Origin of the sequence: Lysinibacillus sp. FSL K6-0057 (assembly GCF_038630885.1) — a bacterium.
In the GTDB taxonomy this organism is placed as follows: Bacteria; Bacillota; Bacilli; order Bacillales_A; family Planococcaceae; genus Lysinibacillus; species Lysinibacillus fusiformis_F.
Window position 1 is genome coordinate 4,915,242 of record NZ_CP152047.1, and the last position, 18,730, is coordinate 4,933,971.

Consider the following 18,730-nt stretch of genomic DNA (forward strand, 5'->3'; position numbering starts at 1 on the left):
CACATCCTAATCGTCCTTCGGCTTAGCAAATATCATACGACCTGCTGATGTTTGCAGCACACTAGTAACTGTAACTGTAATTGCCTGTCCGATATAACTACGACCACCTTCAACAACAATCATCGTTCCATCATCTAAATAGGCAACTCCCTGATTATGCTCTTTGCCATCCTTTATAACCACAACCTGCATATCTTCACCTGGTATGACCACAGGCTTCACTGCATTCGCTAAATCATTAATATTTAATACTTTTACATGATGGAGCTCACAGACTTTATTCAGGTTAAAATCATTCGTAACAATTTGTGTGTCGTTACCCATTTTTTTCGCAAGACGTACAAGCTTTAAATCTACCTCTTGTACATCTTCAAAATCCTCGTCCGTAATTTCAACTTTTGTCTTACGCTCATCTTGTAATTTTTTTAAAATATCTAAACCACGCCGACCTCTTGTGCGCTTTAATGTATCGGAAGAATCAGCTATATGCTGAAGCTCAGTGAGCACAAATTGGGGTACAACTAGAACGCCTTCGATGAAACCTGTTTCAGAAATATCAGCAATACGACCGTCGATAATAACACTTGTATCTAGCAATTTGTAGCTCCCACGAACTTCTTGAAGTTCAGCACCTTCAGCAGCTTTTTTCTTCGTATTGGTACTACGTAATGTAAAAAGCTGTATGAGCTCATCTCTTTTTCTAAAACCTAGACGGAACCCTAAATACCCTAATACAAATGACAGGATAATTGGAAGTACTTCCGTAATAACAGGGAATGGTACACTATCAATGGCAAAGCCTAAAAAGTAAGCGACAATCAACCCAATTATTAAACCAAACGTACCAAATAATAAATCTCCGATAGGAACCTTAAACAGCACTTCTTCCATCCAGCTAATGAGCCTTACAAAGTAATCGGAAAATGCAAAAGATAGTGTAAACAGTAAAAGTGCGCCTAGAGCTACTGATACATAAGGATTATCTAGCCAAGGATTAGATGATAAATGAAGCAATTCGTATAATGGCGGTAAGAAAACAAGGCCCAATGCTCCTCCAATCAGTAAAAACGCAATTTGAACAAATTTTTTCACAAGCTGTCACCTCCTAATTGTTTAGTTAAGATTATACATAGTTTAAGGCAGAAAATCTTTCATGAGCTCAATCAAATTCTCATTATTTTTGATGTTGTGAAACAAGAATAGGTCAGTTAGACATAATTTTACAAACTTCTATTTTAGTACGTATAAAATGACAATCCTTTATCCCTTCATCAGCTATTATTTAGGACGATTATTCCTTTATTTGAGTTTCCGATATGATCTTCAAAAATGAAGGAAAATGCATGTCAGAATGATATCCAACATGCACACTTTCTTTTACAACTCTCTAAAACAAGCATTTAATGCATCTTTTATCGTCTCTACGCCAAAAATTTCAATTCCCTGTGGAAATTCCCAGCCCCCAATATTCGAAGCTGGAATGAAAGCTCTTTTAAATCCAAGCTTCGCTGCTTCAATGACTCGCTGCTCTATACGTGACACTCGGCGGACTTCACCTGTCAGCCCTACCTCACCAATAAAACAATCGGTTGCACGCACTGCCTGATCCTTAAAACTAGATACAATGCTCGTCAACACCGCTAAATCTATTGCTGGCTCATCCAATTTGACACCACCAGCAACTTTAATATATGCGTCCTGAGCTTGTAGCATGAGGCCCATACGCTTTTCCAGTACAGCCATTAGCAATTGTACTCTGTTTTGATCGACACCCGTTGCCATACGTTTAGGATAGTTAAAGCTTGTAGGTGTAACTAAGGATTGAATTTCCACAAGGATTGGTCTTGTCCCCTCCATTGATGCAACAATAGTTGAACCCGCTGCACCCTGTGAACGCTCCTGTAAAAATAACTCTGAAGGGTTTAGAACTTCCTTTAAACCTCCTTGAAGCATCTCAAATATGGCAATTTCATTTGTAGAGCCAAAGCGGTTTTTTTGGCTTCGTAAAATACGATGATTATGATGTCTTTCCCCTTCAAAATACAGTACAGTATCAACCATATGCTCTAAAATACGAGGCCCAGCAATTTGCCCCTCTTTTGTTACATGCCCTACTAGAAAAATAGCAATGCCTTTTGTTTTAGCGATTCGCATAAGCTCTGCTGTACATTCACGAACCTGTGATACACTACCTGGTGCGCTTGTTATTTCTGGATGAAAGACCGTTTGAATGGAATCGACAATGACAAACTTAGGTTTGACTTCATCAATGGTTTGGTTTAAAAACTCTAGGTTCGTTTCGGAGTATATGTAAAGCTCTTGAGAAATCACCCCTAAACGCTCTGCTCGTAATTTAGTTTGACGAATGGATTCTTCTCCAGAAATATAAAGTACGCGATGCCCTTTATTCGAAAGTAATGCGGAAACTTGTAATAGTAATGTTGATTTTCCTATCCCAGGATCGCCCCCAATTAATACTAGAGAACCAGGCACAATACCACCACCCAATACGCGATTGAGTTCGCCCATTTCCGTCGCTACACGGGATTCCTCAGTAGCTTCAACCTGGATAATCGGAATTGCCTTTTGGGTAACTGTAGCAGAATGTTGAAATGCTCCACGTGGACCTTTAGCAACCATCTCCACTTCTTCGACCATTTTATTCCACTCACCACATCCAGGACATCTTCCCATCCATTTTGCAGATTCATAGCCACAGCCTGAACATACAAATTTCGTTTTTTTCTTTGCCAAATTGCTTTCACCTCGAATATTTGTTCTTATTCTTAATTGTACAGAAAAAAAGACAGCTTGGCACTTAAAGCCTCACTGTCTTTCCATGAAATTATTTAGAGATGGATACTCCCTCTTTTTTCTTTACAATGAATTCATTGTTTACATAATCAATGATAACCTGATTACCCTTCTCTACATTACCTTTTAGTAATTCTTCTGATAATCGATCCTCTACTTGCTTTTGTAATGCACGACGTAGTGGACGAGCACCATATTGAGGGTCATAACCTTCTTCAGCAATTTTTTCAAGTGCCGCATCTGTTAACTCTAACGAAATATCTTGTTCTTTCAAGCGTTTTGTTAATGCATTGCCCATCATTGCAATGATTTCTTTTAAATGCTCTTTATCTAATGCGTGGAAAACAATCATTTCATCGATACGGTTTAAGAATTCTGGACGGAATGCTTTTTTCAATTCTTCTAACATCGTACCCTTCATGTCTTTATGCTTAGACTCTGCACCGCCTACATTGAAACCAAGGCTCTTTTGGTATTTTAATGCATCCGCACCAACGTTTGAAGTCATAATGACCACTGTATTACGGAAGTCTACTACACGTCCCTTAGAGTCTGTTAAACGACCATCTTCAAGCACTTGCAATAAAATATTGAATACATCAGGGTGTGCCTTTTCAATTTCATCTAATAAAACGACTGAATATGGCTTACGGCGAACTTTCTCTGTCAGTTGACCGCCATCATCGAAGCCTACATAGCCTGGAGGTGAACCTACTAAGCGAGAAGTCGAATGTTTTTCCATATACTCGGACATATCAACACGAATCATCGCATCCTCATCGCCAAACATTACTTCAGCAAGTGCTCTTGCAAGCTCTGTTTTACCAACACCTGTAGGTCCTAAGAAGATAAATGAACCAATTGGTCGTTTTGGATCTTTTAAGCCTGCTCTTGCACGACGTATTGCACGAGAAATGGCTTCTACCGCTTCACTTTGCCCTACTACACGTTTGTGTAACTCTTCTTCAAGCTGTAATAACTTCGAAGATTCTTCAGAAGCAATTTTAGCTACTGGGATTCCTGTCCACATTGATACAACTGCTGCTACATCATCCACAGTCACTTTAGATTCGGCTTTGCCTTGCTCTTCTTTCCAATTTTTTCGTGTAGCTTCAATTTCATCCTTCAGCTTTTGCTCAGTATCTCTTAGTGCTGCTGCCTTTTCAAATTCTTGACCTGATACGGCTGCATTTTTTTCAGAACGAACATTTTCAAGCTTATCCTCAAGTGCCTTTAAGTTCGGTGGCACTGCGAATGAACGTAAGCGTACTTTAGAACCTGCTTCATCGATTAAGTCAATCGCTTTATCGGGTAAGAAGCGGTCTGAAATATATCTATCACTCATTTTTGCCGCTGCTTCAATCGCTTCATCTGTTATTTTTACACGGTGATGTGCTTCATAACGATCTCGTAAGCCTTGAATGATTAGAATAGCTTCTTCCACTGTCGGCTCATCCACTTGGATTGGTTGGAAACGACGCTCTAAAGCTGCATCCTTTTCAATATACTTGCGGTACTCATCAAGTGTTGTGGCACCAATACATTGAAGCTCACCACGTGCTAAAGATGGTTTTAATATATTCGATGCATCAATCGCACCTTCAGCACCACCTGCACCAATTAATGTATGCAATTCGTCGATAAATAAAATGATGTTACCTGCTTGGCGAATTTCATCCATCACTTTTTTCAAACGGTCTTCAAATTCACCACGATATTTTGTACCTGCAACAACTGTACCCATATCTAGTGTCATGACACGTTTGTCACGAAGGATTTCTGGTACTTCATTATTGATAATTTGCTGTGCTAATCCTTCAGCAATCGCTGTTTTACCAACACCTGGCTCACCAATCAATACAGGGTTATTTTTCGTACGACGCGATAAAACCTCAATCACACGTGTAATTTCCTTGCTTCGCCCAATAACAGGATCTAATGTACCTTCACGTGCAATTTGTGTTAAATCACGTGCTAGACTATCTAATGTTGGTGTATTGGCAGCTTGAGCTGCTTGTTGACCAGATTGTGCATTATCATTATTACCTAATAGCAATAATACTTGCTGACGAGCTTTATTTAAGCCGACTCCCGCATTGTTTAAAACGCGAGCTGCCACACCCTCGCCTTCACGTATAAGCGCCAATAATAAATGCTCTGTGCCGATATAGGAGTGACCTAATTTACGTGACTCATCAACAGATAGTTCAATTACTTTCTTAGCTCTTGGCGTATAATGAACGATTGGACCGACATCTTCTTTGCCCTTACCAACTAATTCTTCAATTCCAGCTTCAATCATTTGAGGACTAATATCAATGGCTTCTAACGCTTTCGCAGCAATACCGCCGCCTTCACGTATAAGCCCTAATAGTATATGCTCTGTACCGATAGATTCGTGCTTCCAACGAATAGCCTCTTCCTGAGCAAGCTGTAATACTTTTTGCGCGCGTTGTGTAAAACGATTAAACATCATATAAATCCTCTCCTTTTTCCCCATTTATAGGCTTATTCGCATATTCTTGAGATAATGTCTCGCGAAGCATTTCCGCTCGTACACGATCTCGTTCAGCAGGTGGCAGTACCTCACCTGCATAGTGCTGTAAAAAACCTGGTTGCATACAAACAACACATTCATTTAAGGTTGTTGCTTGTATACCATCAATCATCTGTAAATCTACACCTAGACGAACATTAGATAGGCAAGTCGCGGCTTCCTCACTTGTCAAAATTCTCGCATGTGTAAGGGTGCCTAAAGCTCGATATACTCTATCTTCTAGAGCAAGCTCTGCCTTTTCCATTAATTTACCTCTTGCATGTCGTTCTTTTTGAATAATCTTTTCAGCGACACTTTGTATGTCTGCTAAAATATCTTCCTCTGTCTTTCCAAGTGTAATTTGGTTAGACACTTGATAAACATTCCCTAAATTTTCGCTTCCTTCACCATATATACCTCTTACAGTCATCCCTAAGCGTGTCATGGCATTTATAATTTGATTCATTTGCCCCGTTAGTGTAAGAGCGGGTAAATGCATCATGACGGACGCTCGTAGACCCGTACCAATATTCGTTGGACAACTTGTTAAATAACCAAAAGTATCTCGAAAAGCATACGGTAATACTTTCTCTAGGATACGATCAATCTTATTTGCTTGTTCATAGGCACTTTGAAGTTGAAAACTTGCTGTCATACATTGAATGCGTAAATGATCCTCTTCATTCACCATAATGCTAACGGATTCATCTTCAGAAAGTAGTATAGAGCCCACTTGCTCTTTTTTAGCCAGTTGCGGACTAATCAAATGCTTTTCTACAAGAATTTGACGCTGTAAAGGCGTTAAATCCTTTATAGCAAAATAAGCATAATCATTTTGAAGCGTTGGGCTATCGCTTACAGCATGTGTAACGGCCTGTTCCACCTGCAATGCCTCATTCTCTGAAAAGGCTAATGGAAAACGATACCCATCTAAATTTCGAGCAAGGCGTATCCGTGTGCTAATGACAATATCTGAGTAATCATCTTTGATATGCATCCAGGTTGGCGTCGCACGCTCTAAGAATGATTCAATCATCATGACACATCACCACCTTCAAATTGTAGATGTTTTTCTAGCTCTTTGACTTCATCACGTAGCTTCGCCGCTTCTTCAAATTGTTCTTCCTCTACGGCGGACTTCATACGCTTGCGGATATCCTCTATTTGCTTTTTAATAACATACACATTGCTGCGAGCACCAGGCATTTTACCAATGTGTTGTGGACCTGCCTGAATGCGATTAAAAAGCTTCGGCAAATGTTCACTAAATGTGTCATAACAGCTTGGGCACCCGAATTTTCCCTCTTTTAAAAATTGCTTATACGAAAATCCACATTGTGGGCAAGTTTGCTGTTGTGGCTGTACCTGTTGTTTTTCCCCCACCTTTTGCCATGTAGGAGAGCCAAACCAGTTAGACAATAACTGTTGAATAGATACTGGCTCTTGTTTAAACTCTGCATGAAATGGATGGAATTGTGAGGCGCAGACGTCACAATAATGGTGCTCCACCTTTTGCCCACTTTGAACTTGTGTTACTGTAACTGTCGCATTACGTTGTTTACAATGTTCGCAAATCATTTCCATCACCTCACTATTTTTGCTGTTCATATTTAATTGTTGTCAGCATTGCTCGCAATATTTTTGATCGAATGACATCTCTTAATGGGAGATGCAAGTCGATCGTGGAGCGATCAATTGCTGCTAACATTAATTTCGCTTCTCGCTTTGAAATTACCTGCTCATCAATCAGTCGATAAACCAAATCTTCTGCCATCGTTTGTGATGCCCCACCTTCAATTTGCCTGAGAACATCGTCGATTAAATCAATCTGTGAATTCGCGCGGACACGTAAAATTCGAATGTATCCACCACCACCACGTTTGCTCTCAACAAGGTAACCCCGCTCGGCAGTAAATCTTGTATTAATGACATAATTTATTTGTGATGGTACACATTGAAATTTATCAGCGATTTCACTACGTTTAATTTCAATATGCCCTTCTCCACCTAATTCAAGTACTTGCTTTAAGTAACCTTCTATGATGTCTGATATATTACGCATTTTAGGAATACACCTCGCTTGCTTCACTGACTTTGACTATCTTTGACTTTCTTTGAGTATATTATACAAAACGCTTGAAAAAAATTGCAATGATTTCGCCCATAGAAAAGTGGAAAGTCTTGAAAATACCTTTTTAAGCGCCGAAAATAACACCTTTTCGATCATTTGTGTACGGTTTTATAATTTCCTCATATACCTAATGTACCCTTATTAGTCATAGAAAAAACGCAAGCATATGCAACTAGCATATACTTGCGTCTATGAAAATTATACCCAGCGACCAACAATTGGATAACGCCAAGGTTCATCAGACAATGCTTTTACAATACCGATAATCGGTACAACAAATAGCATAATGCCGAAAATGATTAAAAATGGTAAGCCAATAAGGACGAAGCTTAAAACAACAGAGATAGCAATTAAAACGCCCATGACAATTTGGAATAGCAATGCTTGAATAGAAATTGCCTTAACTTCCTCATCCGAACTAATTAAAAAGAAAATAATGGGCACTAACCATGGCGCAAAAAATGCACTTGCGTGTATGATTACTTTAGACCATTTAGTCTCCATATATATCAACCCTTTCTTTGAACTTTATCTATGTTTTATGTACTACTATTTACGGAACTATACCCGCAATAGTTTCACATTAAAAAGGATTTTTAAAAATTTTTTTGAGAGGCTGTGATGAGAGGTGGAATTTAACAACACATTAGCAAATGAATATGAAAAGGGAATTCGCCGTACGTTGCCAAGTTATGATGCCATGCTGCGTTTAATACAAACCTTTTATCATTCCAAACTTCCAGAAAATGCTAACATGTTAGTTGTGGGTGCAGGGAGTGGCAATGAAATTTTACAGCTTGCAGAAGGAAGACCACACTGGTCATTCACGGGCATTGATCCATCAGAATCCATGCTTAACATAGCTAAAGAGCGTTTGCTCGCTCTACCTAATAATATGTCATTCCATCAGGCTACAATACTCGATGCTCCGCTGCCCTCCACACAGTATGATGCAGCAAGCTGTATTCTCGTCTTGCATTTTATTCGGGATGATGAAGAAAAGCTGGTGACATTAAAAGAAATAGCAAAATATTTAAAACCTGGAGCACCATTTGTCCTTGTTGCAAAGTATGGTCAGCCAGGCTCTTTAGAAACAGAGCTACAATTTGATTTATGGCGTTCCTATTGGCTACAACATACTAGACTTTCTGTGTCTGATGTAGCAGAGATGGAGAAATCCATTCGCTCTCTTTCTTTTATGAGTGAAGAGGATATTTTAACACTTTTACAAAGTGCGGGCTTTACAAAACCTTCTAGATTTTTTGCCACTACTTTGTTTGGTGGTTGGGTATGCTTTAAAGAGGAGCACTAACTATATTTTGTAGTAAATAATTTGAGGTGAAAACCGTGATAAGCACCATTGGCATTACAAAACAACAACAACTGTTAAAGGATTTTCCATTAGAGGAGATACATCAGCAAGAATTTGAATGGTATTGGGTTGATTTTAATTGTCCTACAGCCGAGGAAGAATCATTGTTGGATACATTTTTTCACTTTCACCCTCTTGCTATTGAGGATTGCTTAATGAGATTACAGCGTCCGAAGCTCGACTTTTATGATGATTTTCATTTTTTTGTCATTCATCGAGTAAACGAAGAGACGTTAGCTGCAGAGGAGGTTAATATATTTGCCTCCAATAAATTTATCGTAACCTTCCATAAAAGTCCTGTCCCTGAAATAGATAAGGTGCAGAAGATGCTAGAAAACCAACCGAAGAATTGGGAGCGCGGTACCGTATACTTAACGTATCAAACCATTGATAAAATTGTTGATAGTTATTTTCCACTCGTTTACAAAATTGAAGATCATCTAAATGCATTAGAAGGTGAACTTACATACCAAAGCAACGTAAATGCCATGAAGATTGTCTTCGAGTTCCGTAGTGACTTACTTGACTTAAGACGTACTATTTTACCAATGCGTGATCTTTTATATCGCGTTCTTAATTCTTACCGTTTCTCACTAAAGAAATCGGAAAGAGCTTATTTTGGAGATATCTATGACCATCTACTTAAGCTAACAGAGATGGTTGAATCCAATCGAGAGCTTACAGCGGATATGCGGGATAGTTATATGGCTATGAGTTCTAGTCGCATGAATGGTATTATGATGACTTTAACAATTGTCTCAACAATCTTTATCCCACTTACCTTCATTGCTGGTGTGTATGGGATGAATTTCGATAATATGCCGGAGCTTCATGGACAATATAGCTATTTTATTGTACTTGGGATTATGATTATTATCGTTATCTTTATGTTGGCCATCTTTAAACATAAGGGCTGGTTTAAACTATTTAAACCATAAAAAAGACTGCTCGTTTTGTTGCGAAAACGAGCAGTTTTTTCAATCTATTAATACGGTCCTCTGTCATCAATTTTATTATCGCCCTGCTGTGGAAATAAAAAGTAGGCTAGTACCCCTGATCCTAAAGATGCGCATATTGTAATTAATAATTGATCAACATCTGGTACCTCAGCATGATAGTTTCGCAGCATATAAACGGAACCAATGGCGACAATCACCATGACTGGAATAACAAATTTAAAACGTTTTTTCTCCATACCATCCCTCCTCCTATTCTTTTTACGTACTATTTTTCTATTACTAAACAGTTCGTATTTTACAGGTTTCCTATTTTAAATTCAAATCTACATCGCTTCACCATTTGGACTAACAATAAAGTAAAAAAATAAAGAAATAACCAATTTTTTAACCAAATATTCAGCAAATAATAGTAAAATAGATTTAATCCCATTTATTTATTAAGTTTACAAACCTAACAAATTCTAAAAGTGCTTATTTACTTACAATTTATTATGGATATTAAGAATGGAGCAAATAATAATGAGTTGGTTTTCAAAAAACAGTAGTTCTAGCTACTCAATTACATTAACACCTGAAAATTTTAAGAGCGGTGTACAATTAGATGTATTGAACCACCCCAATCTTCAAAAACAATTACAACTTTTAAATTTAACACTTGAAGATTTAGCCATCATTAAGCAACTACAGCCTTTAGCTAAAGACTTAATTCCTGAAATGGTGGAGAAATTTTATGTAGCCATTAGTTTGAGCCAAGATTTACTTGATATTATTAATAGAACATCACATATTGATCGTTTGAAGATTACGTTACATAAACATTTAAGTGACATTTTTGAAAGTCGTATTAATGATGCCTACATTGCTGAACGAAAAGCCATTGCTGAGGCCCACGTTCGAATTGGCTTGCAGTCAAAATGGTATATTGCCTCATTTCAGTCACTCACTACTACTTTCGCAAACTTTGTGAACGAAGTAGATATCTCCAAAACAGATGCTATTCGTGCTATAAATGCTTTTTGTAAAATCATTAACTTTGAGCAACAACTTGTGATTGAGGCATATGAAAAAGAGGAAGAACGTATTCGCTCTGCAGCGGATGCAACAAAAAATTCCCTTGTAACGACGATTCAAAGTACTGCAGAGGAGCTTAATGCCATTAGTGAAGAAACGGCCGCATCATTATTAGTGATTTCCTCGCAAACAGATGATATTGCTGTAGCGACCAAGCAAGGATTGAGCTTCGTAGCAGATACACAAGAAAAATCAAGACGGGGCCAACAGCAGTTGAAAGAACAAAATGATTTAATCCAAGTTATTTTGCAAAGTGTCAACGGTCTTGAAGTAACGATGAATCAATTACGTACCTCTTCTCAAAAAATTTCCGAAATCGTTGGGCTTGTTACAGGCATTGCTGATCAAACAAATCTATTAGCATTAAATGCTTCTATTGAGGCTGCTCGAGCTGGAGAACATGGGAAAGGTTTCGCGGTAGTAGCTGAGGAAGTGCGTAAACTTGCTGAGGAAACTAAAAACGCCGTACAAAATGTTTCTCACCTCATTAAGGAAACGGAAAGTAATATTACGACAATGGCTAATTCAGTTGTGAATGTCGATCAAAAAATTCAGCATAGTGTCAATACACAAGAAAGTTTATCCAAGTCATTTAATGATATTGCTGATGCAGTTTCTGGCATTCAACAACAATATGTAAATACATCAAGAGATATTTCAGCCATTTCTAATTTAATTACGGAATTATCGCAAGGGGCTACGCTAGTCTCCTCTTCTTCTGACTCACTCATTAATGTTGTCAATGAGCTAAATATGTAAAAAAAGGGAACTCATTTAGAGTTCCCTTTTTCCTTAATGCGGCAATGCACGTTTTTGTTTACGGTGCTCTCGTCTTGCTGGCCCGGTTTCAAATAAACGCTTTTCTTCATCTGTTTCAGGGTAAATCGAAGGAACTGGTACTGGTTTCCCTTCCTCATTTACTGCAACCATCGTGACAAATGATTCTGTCGTTAATTTTTCCTCGCCAGTCTCAATATTGCGAGAAACAACGCGAACATAAACCTCCATTGAAGAACGTCCTGTAGACGAAACAATACTCTCAATTTCAAGAATATCTCCTACATGTGCAGCGGATAAAAAATCAACCGAGTCAATAGAAGCTGTCACTACAAGACCTTTTGCGTGTTTCATTGCTGTAATAGCAGCAATTTCATCAATATAAGCTAACACTCTTCCACCGAAAATAGAATTGTGATTATTTGTGTCTGGGGGTAATACGAGACGCGATTGAACCGTACGAGATTGGCTCATTGGTACAGCGTTGTTTGGCATAATTCTTGCAACTTCCCTTCTCATGATGTTCTTTCGTCATCGTATCGCAGAAAAAGAGCTGATGCAAATTTAGAACGATTTTTTCATCGAAATAAATTTCATGTCAGTCATTTCCTCTATTGCCCACTTAATTCCTTCACGTCCATAACCACTCATCTTTACACCACCATATGGCATGTTATCTACCCGGAATGTCGGAATATCATTAATAATGACAGCACCAGCCTGTAATTCATCTGCTGCATATAAAGCATCTGACAATATATTCGTGTAAATACCTGCATTTAGGCCAAGGTCCGACTCGTTTACTAGTCGAATTGCGTCGTCTAATGTTTCATATGAAACAATTGAGACGATTGGTGCGAATGTTTCCTGGCAGACAATTTTCATATCAGCTGTCACATTCGTCATAACTGTTGGTGTTAAAGTACGTTCTGTAAATACGCCCCCAGTTGCAATCACGGCACCCTGTTGTTGTGCCTCCTCAATCCACTCTCTGATGCGTTCCACTTCGTCTGAATGAATCATGGCACTGACATCTGTAGTTTTATTTAATGGATCTCCAACTATAAGCTTTTCAGTTTCTGCAACAAATGCTTTAGTTAATTCATCAATAATGGAAGAATGCACATAAATACGTTGTAACGAAATGCATACTTGTCCAGCAAAGTTAAAAGCACCGCTTACACAACGACTGATAATTTTATTTATTGGCGTAGAGGGTTCGACAATTACTGCTGCATTAGAACCTAGCTCTAAAGTTACTTTACGTAAACCGACTTTTTCTTTGATTCTCAAACCAACTTTACCACTACCTGTAAACGTTACTTTTTTGACGTATGGATGTGTGACAAGTGTGTCACTAAGCTCGCCTCCACTTCCTGTCACAATCTGCAATGCTCCATCTGGTAATCCTGCCTCACGGAAAATTTCAGCCATAACGATAGCACTTAGTGGTGTTTGTGTTGCTGGCTTTAATACAACGGTATTACCTACTGCAAATGCTGGACCTAACTTGTGTGCCACTAAATTGAATGGAAAATTAAATGGCGTAATGGCCGATATCACACCTAAGGGTTCCCTTTTTGTCCAGCCTATTCGATCCCCTGCTCCAGGGGCTGCATCCATTGGAACAGTCTCACCTTTTGACTGTTTAGCTCCCTCTGCTGCAAATTGATAGGTTGCGATTGTACGATCAATTTCCGCTAATCCTGCGACTAAAGGCTTTCCTGCCTCTAAGGCTAAAATCTCTGCAAGTTCTTCTTTTCGTTGTCGCATTCTATCAACAACTTTATATAATATTTCGGCACGTTCGTAGGCTGTTGTTTTTTTAAACGATTGGAATGCCTGCTGTGCACCTTCGATAGCTCTCTCTACATCTTGAATAGATGCTTTTGCTACATGAGCAATAACCTCACCGCTATATGGAGAAGCTAGCTCATAGCTTTCCTCTGCATCTTGCCACTGACCATTAATCCACAGTTTTGTTTCCTTCATCCTTCAAATGCACCTCCAAATAATTAAGTTCTTCTTTATTCTATCACGAAGAACTTGAACTAGATGCAATGGCGGCTGCACTAACCGCTGCGATCATTGCTGCTTGCTGTGCTTGAATTAATAACTCAATCGAAGACATAATGGTCATGGACAAAGATTTTTGCACCTTGGCCATATCATAAATAGCAATTTGTACAGCCATAAAGAGCACAAATTCATGATGCCATTTTAATAATTTCATGGCCTTTAATTCATGATATAAATCAATCATCCCTTGAAGTTGCGCTTTATTTAGATTAAGTATGGCTAAAAAGCCAAGTAAAGGATAATGCATGGCCTTGACTTTCACACTTTGCTTTTTGAGCGTATCACGAAGTGTTACAACATCTGGTACTAGCTGACCATCAAATTGTGGTGATAAAAATGTTAATACCTGTGAAAGCCATTGGAGCTCATTACCAGCATTGAAATTATATGTTCGTAGTTCTTTATAGTATCGATTCATTGTTTCCGCACGCAGCTCAACATCATCAGATGGACTACTTAATAATATTGCATAAGGAATGTCCTCATAAGATGTTAAAAATGGGTGATGTTTACGAATAGCATCAAATAAGGCTCTAGCTGCCTGTGCATGCGCCTTTTTATCGTTTTCATCCTCTGTCAAGAATTGTGCCCCGATATAGCTAAAATTGCCGCTTCTGAATTTTGCTTCCTTTAAGATGCTCACGTTTGTTAGTATATTCTTTACTGCCTTTTCAGCATCATCTTGCTCCATCAAATTGGCAGCAATACTATACCCAACTGTTGTTCGTAAAGGAGACATCCATGAGGATTGCTTCTTCATTTCTTGTAAAACATTTTTATACTTCGCTGCATCAAAAGTTTTTCCTGACGCTACAAATGTACTAGCAATAGCCAAAACAATTTTACGGTCCACTGTCCATCCTGCAGCTTTTGATACATCCTCTACCGTAGTTGCAAATTCATTTTCAATCATCACATAATCCATAGTTAGCACACTCCTTTACTCGTTTTACGTTACATAATGTAAGAAAGATTCACCCTCTTTGTAACAATTAACATAAAAAGTAAACATAATTTAATGTATGTTACTTACTTTATTTGATTTAATAGAAAATATTAACAACCTAAAAAGGAGGCATTGCCGATGTTAGCAAAAACCACAAGAAAACTATTATTTGCTATGACCTTAAAGGATCGATTAAATCTATTCCTTTTTCTACGAAATTCATCGAAAAATATCGCTTTACATACTCTTTTTCATAAAAATTAATATCGAGGCTTCCAGAGGACACTTGAATACCAAAACAGTTATTGATCTCTCCTAAAAAATAGAAAGTCGTGTGTCCTAACGCTTCACTTTCCATACAATACACATTTCTGACTCAAGATAAAAAACAGCGGCAGAAGAACTTTGCCGCTGTACCAATGCTTCGTTAAATTAACCCTAGCTCTTGTAGCTCTTCTGATGTGAAGGCTCTTGACCTTGTTAGAAATCGTTTGCCTTCTACGCCCTCAAGTGAGAACATGCCACCTCTGCCATCCACCACATCCAATATGATTTGTGTATGCTTCCAGTAATCATATTGATTTTTGTGCATGTAGAAGGAAGCACCACCAATCTCACCAAGGCACACATCCTGATCACCTATTAGCAAGTCGCCTTCTGGATAACACATTGGCGAGGAGCCATCACAGCATCCGCCCGATTGATGAAACATAACGGACCCATGTTTCTCTTTTAATAGATCGATTAGTGCCAGCGCTTCTTCCGTTGCTAATACACGTTCAACCACGCTCATGCACCTCCCTACGATTTAGAAGAAACCAAGTTTGTTTTCACTGTAGCTCACTAATAAGTTTTTCGTTTGTTGGTAATGAGCTAACATCATTTTATGATTTTCACGACCAACACCTGACATTTTGTAGCCACCGAATGCAGCATGTGCAGGATAAGCGTGGTAACAGTTTGTCCAAACACGGCCAGCTTGGATTTCACGACCGAAGCGATATGCTGTATTAATATCTCTCGTCCAAACACCGGAACCTAAGCCATATAATGTATCATTTGCAATTTCCAATGCTTCCTCTTTCGTTTTAAACGTTGTGACAGCAACAACTGGTCCGAAAATTTCTTCTTGGAATATACGCATTTTATTATGCCCTTTGAAAACAGTTGGTTTAATGTAGTAGCCATTTTCAAAGCCTTCACCTACATTATTTTTGTCTCCACCAATTAGACATTCTGCACCTTCTTGCTTACCAATATCTAAATAAGAAAGAATTTTTTCCATTTGCTCACTAGAAGCCTGTGCACCCATCATTGTGTTTGGATCAAGTGGGTTACCAACTTTAATGGCTTCTACTCGTTGTAATACGCGTTCCATAAATTTATCGTAAATAGATTCCTGAACCAGTGCACGTGAAGGACATGTACATACTTCTCCTTGGTTTAGAGCAAATAGTACGAAGCCCTCAACAGCTTTATCTAAAAAGGCATCATCTTTATCCATAATATCTTCAAAGAAGATGTTCGGTGACTTACCACCCAATTCTAATGTTACTGGAATAAGGTTTTGAGAAGCATATTGCATAATTAAACGACCTGTCGTCGTCTCACCTGTAAAGGCAATCTTACCAATACGTGGATTTGATGCAAGCGGTTTCCCTGCTTCTAAGCCAAATCCATTCACAACATTAATGACACCTGAAGGTAGTAGGTCTTCTATTAATTCTAAAAGCACCATAATCGATGCTGGTGTTTGCTCTGCAGGTTTTAATACGACACAGTTTCCAGCTGCAAGTGCTGGTGCAAGCTTCCATACAGCCATTAATAATGGGAAGTTCCAAGGAATGATTTGACCAACTACACCAATTGGCTCATGGAAATGATAAGCAACTGTATCATTATCAATTTGGCTTACTGAGCCCTCTTGAGCACGTAATACCCCAGCAAAATAACGGAAATGATCAATTGCAAGAGGGATGTCTGCGTTTAATGTTTCGCGTACCGCTTTACCGTTATCCCATGTTTCGGCAACGGCTAGCTTTTCTAAATTTTGCTCGATACGGTCCGCAATTTTAAGTAAAATGTTTGCGCGTTCTGTCGGTGATGTTTTGCCCCATGCATCCTTAGCAGCATGTGCTGCATCTAATGCAAGTTCAATGTCCTCAGCTGTGGAACGTGCTACTTGTGTAAAAACTTGTCCAGTAACAGGAGTAACGTTATCAAAGTACTGACCCTTCACTGGGGGTGTCCATTCGCCACCAATATAATTATCATATTTCTCTTTGAATTGAACTACCGATCCTTCAGTGTTTGGAAATGCATAAACCATTTTACTTCTCCCCTTTACACAATTTAATGAGAACTATCTAGAAAAAACGTTATTTTATATCGGAATAACAATATTTTCATAGAAACCCTCTCATCTAATATATTGTCAGAAACATAAAATAATTTCAACTTTTTCAAAAACTTTTCCAACTAATTTATTTTTGCTAGAAAAGCTTCTAGCATTCACTGTAAGCATGGCGTTAAGGTATACTTAAAAATAATATAAAATATAGGAGAACATTATGCGTATTAATAAATATTTAAGTGAAACAGGCATCATATCTCGTCGTGGCGCTGATAAATGGATAGAAGAAGGAAAAGTAACGATTAATGGGGAACTGGCGACAATCGGTAGTCAAGTTGAAGCAGGGGACATTGTTTGCGTTGATGGAAAAGAGGTAAAGAAAGAACAACAACTTGTTTACATTGCTCTAAATAAACCTGTTGGTATTACAAGTACGACAGAGCGACATATAAAAGGCAATGTGGTTGATTTTGTCAATCATCCCTTGCGTATTTTTCATATCGGACGTCTTGATAAGGAATCAGAGGGGTTATTGTTATTAACGAATGATGGCGATATCGTCAATAAAATTCTACGTGCTGAAAATCATCATGAAAAAGAATACATTGTTCAAGTTGACAAGCCTATAACGACACAATTTATCCAAAAAATGGGTAGTGGTGTCGATATTTTAGATACAACAACCTTACCATGCCATGTGGAAAGGATTTCGGATAAGGTGTTTAAAATCATTTTAGAGCAAGGCTTAAACCGCCAAATTCGCCGAATGTGTTCTGCACTAGGGTATTCCGTTAAGCGGCTACAACGTATTCGTATTATGAATATTAAGCTTGGTAACTTAAAGGTGGGGCAATGGCGTGATTTAACAGAGAAGGAACGAACAGAACTATTCAAACTACTTAATTACACACTCAAATAGGCATTCAAGAGGAGGGACGAGGACTATGATATCCATTCAAAGCACAGAGCAACTAACAGGAGTTCGAATTAGCGCCGATTATTGGGATTTAGATGAACTAATTAATGCTATTTATAAAGTAACTGGTGATGAAAATAAATACTATGATTATCAGGGTCCTCGACTACGTATTTTAAGCGTTTGCTATAAACTAAGACATGCTATGCTTGGCGAACATCACCTAGATTTTGTTAGTAATGGACTTAATAAGAGTGTTCTAACACAACATGAATTAATCTTTCCAAATAAGAATGTCTATTTTTCAACAGAAATTCTTTGGCCAGAGATTATCTTTAGTGCAATCGCATTAAATGATTTTATTGATCTGCACCAAAAATTAAACAATGCTTCTATGTGGAATCATGAAATAGCTATTATACGCAAATTTCAAGCGGCTATTGCTGATTGTTTGGAACAAGAGGTGAGTGAAGAAGATTATGTTGTGTTTTTAAGAATGTTACATGCTAAAAATCCATTTACCTTCCGTTTTGCAACACAGTACGTGGATGTTCTGAATCTAGAATATATTGAATTAAGTAAAGAGGAACGTCAAGCACATTTAGCGGCATTTGCTGTCCGATTAATGATAGAGGACCATGAATATGTAGCATTAAAATCCCACCTGATGGAAGCAGCTATTGCAACGAAACAAGCATTGCATGATATTCAAATTCAACTTAATTATCCTGAAGAAATATTATGGTGAATAAATCATGCCGTCTCAAAATAATTGA

19 protein-coding genes are annotated in these 18,730 nt (G+C 38.2%); 6 read left to right on the forward strand and 13 right to left on the reverse strand.

The window, feature by feature from the left end; genetic code table 11:
- Window positions 1-6: 6 nt before the first annotated feature.
- From MHB40_RS24630 to MHB40_RS24660, 7 genes are all read right to left on the reverse strand, one after another.
- Entirely contained in the window at window positions 7-1,092 is a 1,086-nt protein-coding gene (locus MHB40_RS24630; RefSeq protein WP_205446181.1) for a PIN/TRAM domain-containing protein, read from the reverse strand.
- Between the two features lie 285 nt (window positions 1,093-1,377).
- On the reverse strand, window positions 1,378-2,754 hold the full coding sequence (radA, locus tag MHB40_RS24635; protein WP_342533606.1) for a DNA repair protein RadA: 1,377 nt from the start codon (window positions 2,752-2,754) through the stop codon (window positions 1,378-1,380).
- Window positions 2,755-2,845: 91 nt separating this feature from the next.
- Complete coding sequence (locus MHB40_RS24640; protein WP_205446185.1) at window positions 2,846-5,290, reverse strand: ATP-dependent Clp protease ATP-binding subunit; 2,445 nt, start codon at window positions 5,288-5,290, stop codon at window positions 2,846-2,848.
- Entirely contained in the window at window positions 5,280-6,389 is a 1,110-nt protein-coding gene (locus MHB40_RS24645; protein WP_205446186.1) for a protein arginine kinase, read from the reverse strand. The genes MHB40_RS24640 and MHB40_RS24645 overlap by 11 nt, the downstream gene beginning before the upstream one ends.
- On the reverse strand, window positions 6,386-6,928 hold the full coding sequence (locus tag MHB40_RS24650; protein WP_205446188.1) for a UvrB/UvrC motif-containing protein: 543 nt from the start codon (window positions 6,926-6,928) through the stop codon (window positions 6,386-6,388). The genes MHB40_RS24645 and MHB40_RS24650 overlap by 4 nt, the downstream gene beginning before the upstream one ends.
- Window positions 6,929-6,941: 13 nt before the next feature.
- Window positions 6,942-7,412 (reverse strand): CtsR family transcriptional regulator, encoded by a 471-nt coding sequence (locus tag MHB40_RS24655; protein ID WP_004233573.1) that lies wholly within the window; start codon window positions 7,410-7,412, stop codon window positions 6,942-6,944.
- 267 nt (window positions 7,413-7,679) lie between these two features.
- Entirely contained in the window at window positions 7,680-7,985 is a 306-nt protein-coding gene (locus MHB40_RS24660; RefSeq protein WP_016992147.1) for a DUF4870 domain-containing protein, read from the reverse strand.
- A 124-nt stretch (window positions 7,986-8,109) separates the two neighbouring features.
- On the opposite strand from MHB40_RS24660, the gene MHB40_RS24665 reads away from it, so the two are divergent.
- Together MHB40_RS24665 and corA are read left to right on the forward strand one after the other, a co-directional pair.
- Complete coding sequence (locus MHB40_RS24665) at window positions 8,110-8,793, forward strand: class I SAM-dependent methyltransferase (RefSeq protein WP_342533607.1); 684 nt, start codon at window positions 8,110-8,112, stop codon at window positions 8,791-8,793.
- 35 nt (window positions 8,794-8,828) lie between these two features.
- Window positions 8,829-9,791 (forward strand): magnesium/cobalt transporter CorA, encoded by a 963-nt coding sequence (gene corA / locus MHB40_RS24670; RefSeq protein ID WP_342533608.1) that lies wholly within the window; start codon window positions 8,829-8,831, stop codon window positions 9,789-9,791.
- Between the two features lie 47 nt (window positions 9,792-9,838).
- Here corA and MHB40_RS24675 read toward each other — a convergent pair whose 3' ends face one another.
- On the reverse strand, window positions 9,839-10,048 hold the full coding sequence (locus MHB40_RS24675; protein WP_342442035.1) for a hypothetical protein: 210 nt from the start codon (window positions 10,046-10,048) through the stop codon (window positions 9,839-9,841).
- 283 nt (window positions 10,049-10,331) lie between these two features.
- Here MHB40_RS24675 and MHB40_RS24680 point away from each other — a divergent pair, with 283 nt between their 5' ends.
- Window positions 10,332-11,642 (forward strand): globin-coupled sensor protein, encoded by a 1,311-nt coding sequence (locus MHB40_RS24680; RefSeq protein ID WP_205446194.1) that lies wholly within the window; start codon window positions 10,332-10,334, stop codon window positions 11,640-11,642.
- 33 nt (window positions 11,643-11,675) lie between these two features.
- On the opposite strand, the gene MHB40_RS24685 is transcribed toward MHB40_RS24680, so the two are convergent.
- The 3 genes from MHB40_RS24685 to MHB40_RS24695 all read right to left on the reverse strand — a co-directional run bounded on the left by MHB40_RS24685 (window position 11,676) and on the right by MHB40_RS24695 (window position 14,664).
- A complete protein-coding gene (locus tag MHB40_RS24685; protein WP_004233566.1) occupies window positions 11,676-12,155 on the reverse strand; it encodes an acyl-CoA thioesterase in 480 nt (159 codons plus the stop codon).
- Window positions 12,156-12,224: 69 nt separating this feature from the next.
- Entirely contained in the window at window positions 12,225-13,652 is a 1,428-nt protein-coding gene (locus MHB40_RS24690) for an aldehyde dehydrogenase family protein (RefSeq protein WP_342442036.1), read from the reverse strand.
- Window positions 13,653-13,695: 43 nt separating this feature from the next.
- Complete coding sequence (locus MHB40_RS24695) at window positions 13,696-14,664, reverse strand: DUF4003 family protein (RefSeq protein WP_342442037.1); 969 nt, start codon at window positions 14,662-14,664, stop codon at window positions 13,696-13,698.
- Between the two features lie 159 nt (window positions 14,665-14,823).
- Here MHB40_RS24695 and MHB40_RS24700 point away from each other — a divergent pair, with 159 nt between their 5' ends.
- Complete coding sequence (locus MHB40_RS24700) at window positions 14,824-14,949, forward strand: hypothetical protein (RefSeq protein ID WP_279381318.1); 126 nt, start codon at window positions 14,824-14,826, stop codon at window positions 14,947-14,949.
- 163 nt (window positions 14,950-15,112) lie between these two features.
- On the opposite strand, the gene MHB40_RS24705 is transcribed toward MHB40_RS24700, so the two are convergent.
- Window positions 15,113-15,472: a DUF779 domain-containing protein gene (locus MHB40_RS24705; RefSeq protein ID WP_342533609.1), complete on the reverse strand. Its 360-nt coding sequence runs from the start codon at window positions 15,470-15,472 to the stop codon at window positions 15,113-15,115.
- A gap of 21 nt (window positions 15,473-15,493) precedes the next feature.
- A complete protein-coding gene (adh, locus tag MHB40_RS24710) occupies window positions 15,494-17,014 on the reverse strand; it encodes an aldehyde dehydrogenase (protein ID WP_205446198.1) in 1,521 nt (506 codons plus the stop codon).
- Between the two features lie 241 nt (window positions 17,015-17,255).
- Between adh and rluF the strand changes: the two genes are divergently transcribed.
- Window positions 17,256-17,957 carry a 23S rRNA pseudouridine(2604) synthase RluF gene (gene rluF / locus MHB40_RS24715; protein ID WP_342533610.1) on the forward strand — a complete coding sequence of 234 codons (702 nt, stop codon included), beginning with the start codon at window positions 17,256-17,258 and terminating at the stop codon, window positions 17,955-17,957.
- A gap of 25 nt (window positions 17,958-17,982) precedes the next feature.
- Window positions 17,983-18,702 carry a hypothetical protein gene (locus MHB40_RS24720; protein ID WP_205446200.1) on the forward strand — a complete coding sequence of 240 codons (720 nt, stop codon included), beginning with the start codon at window positions 17,983-17,985 and terminating at the stop codon, window positions 18,700-18,702.
- Window positions 18,703-18,730 lie beyond the last annotated feature (28 nt).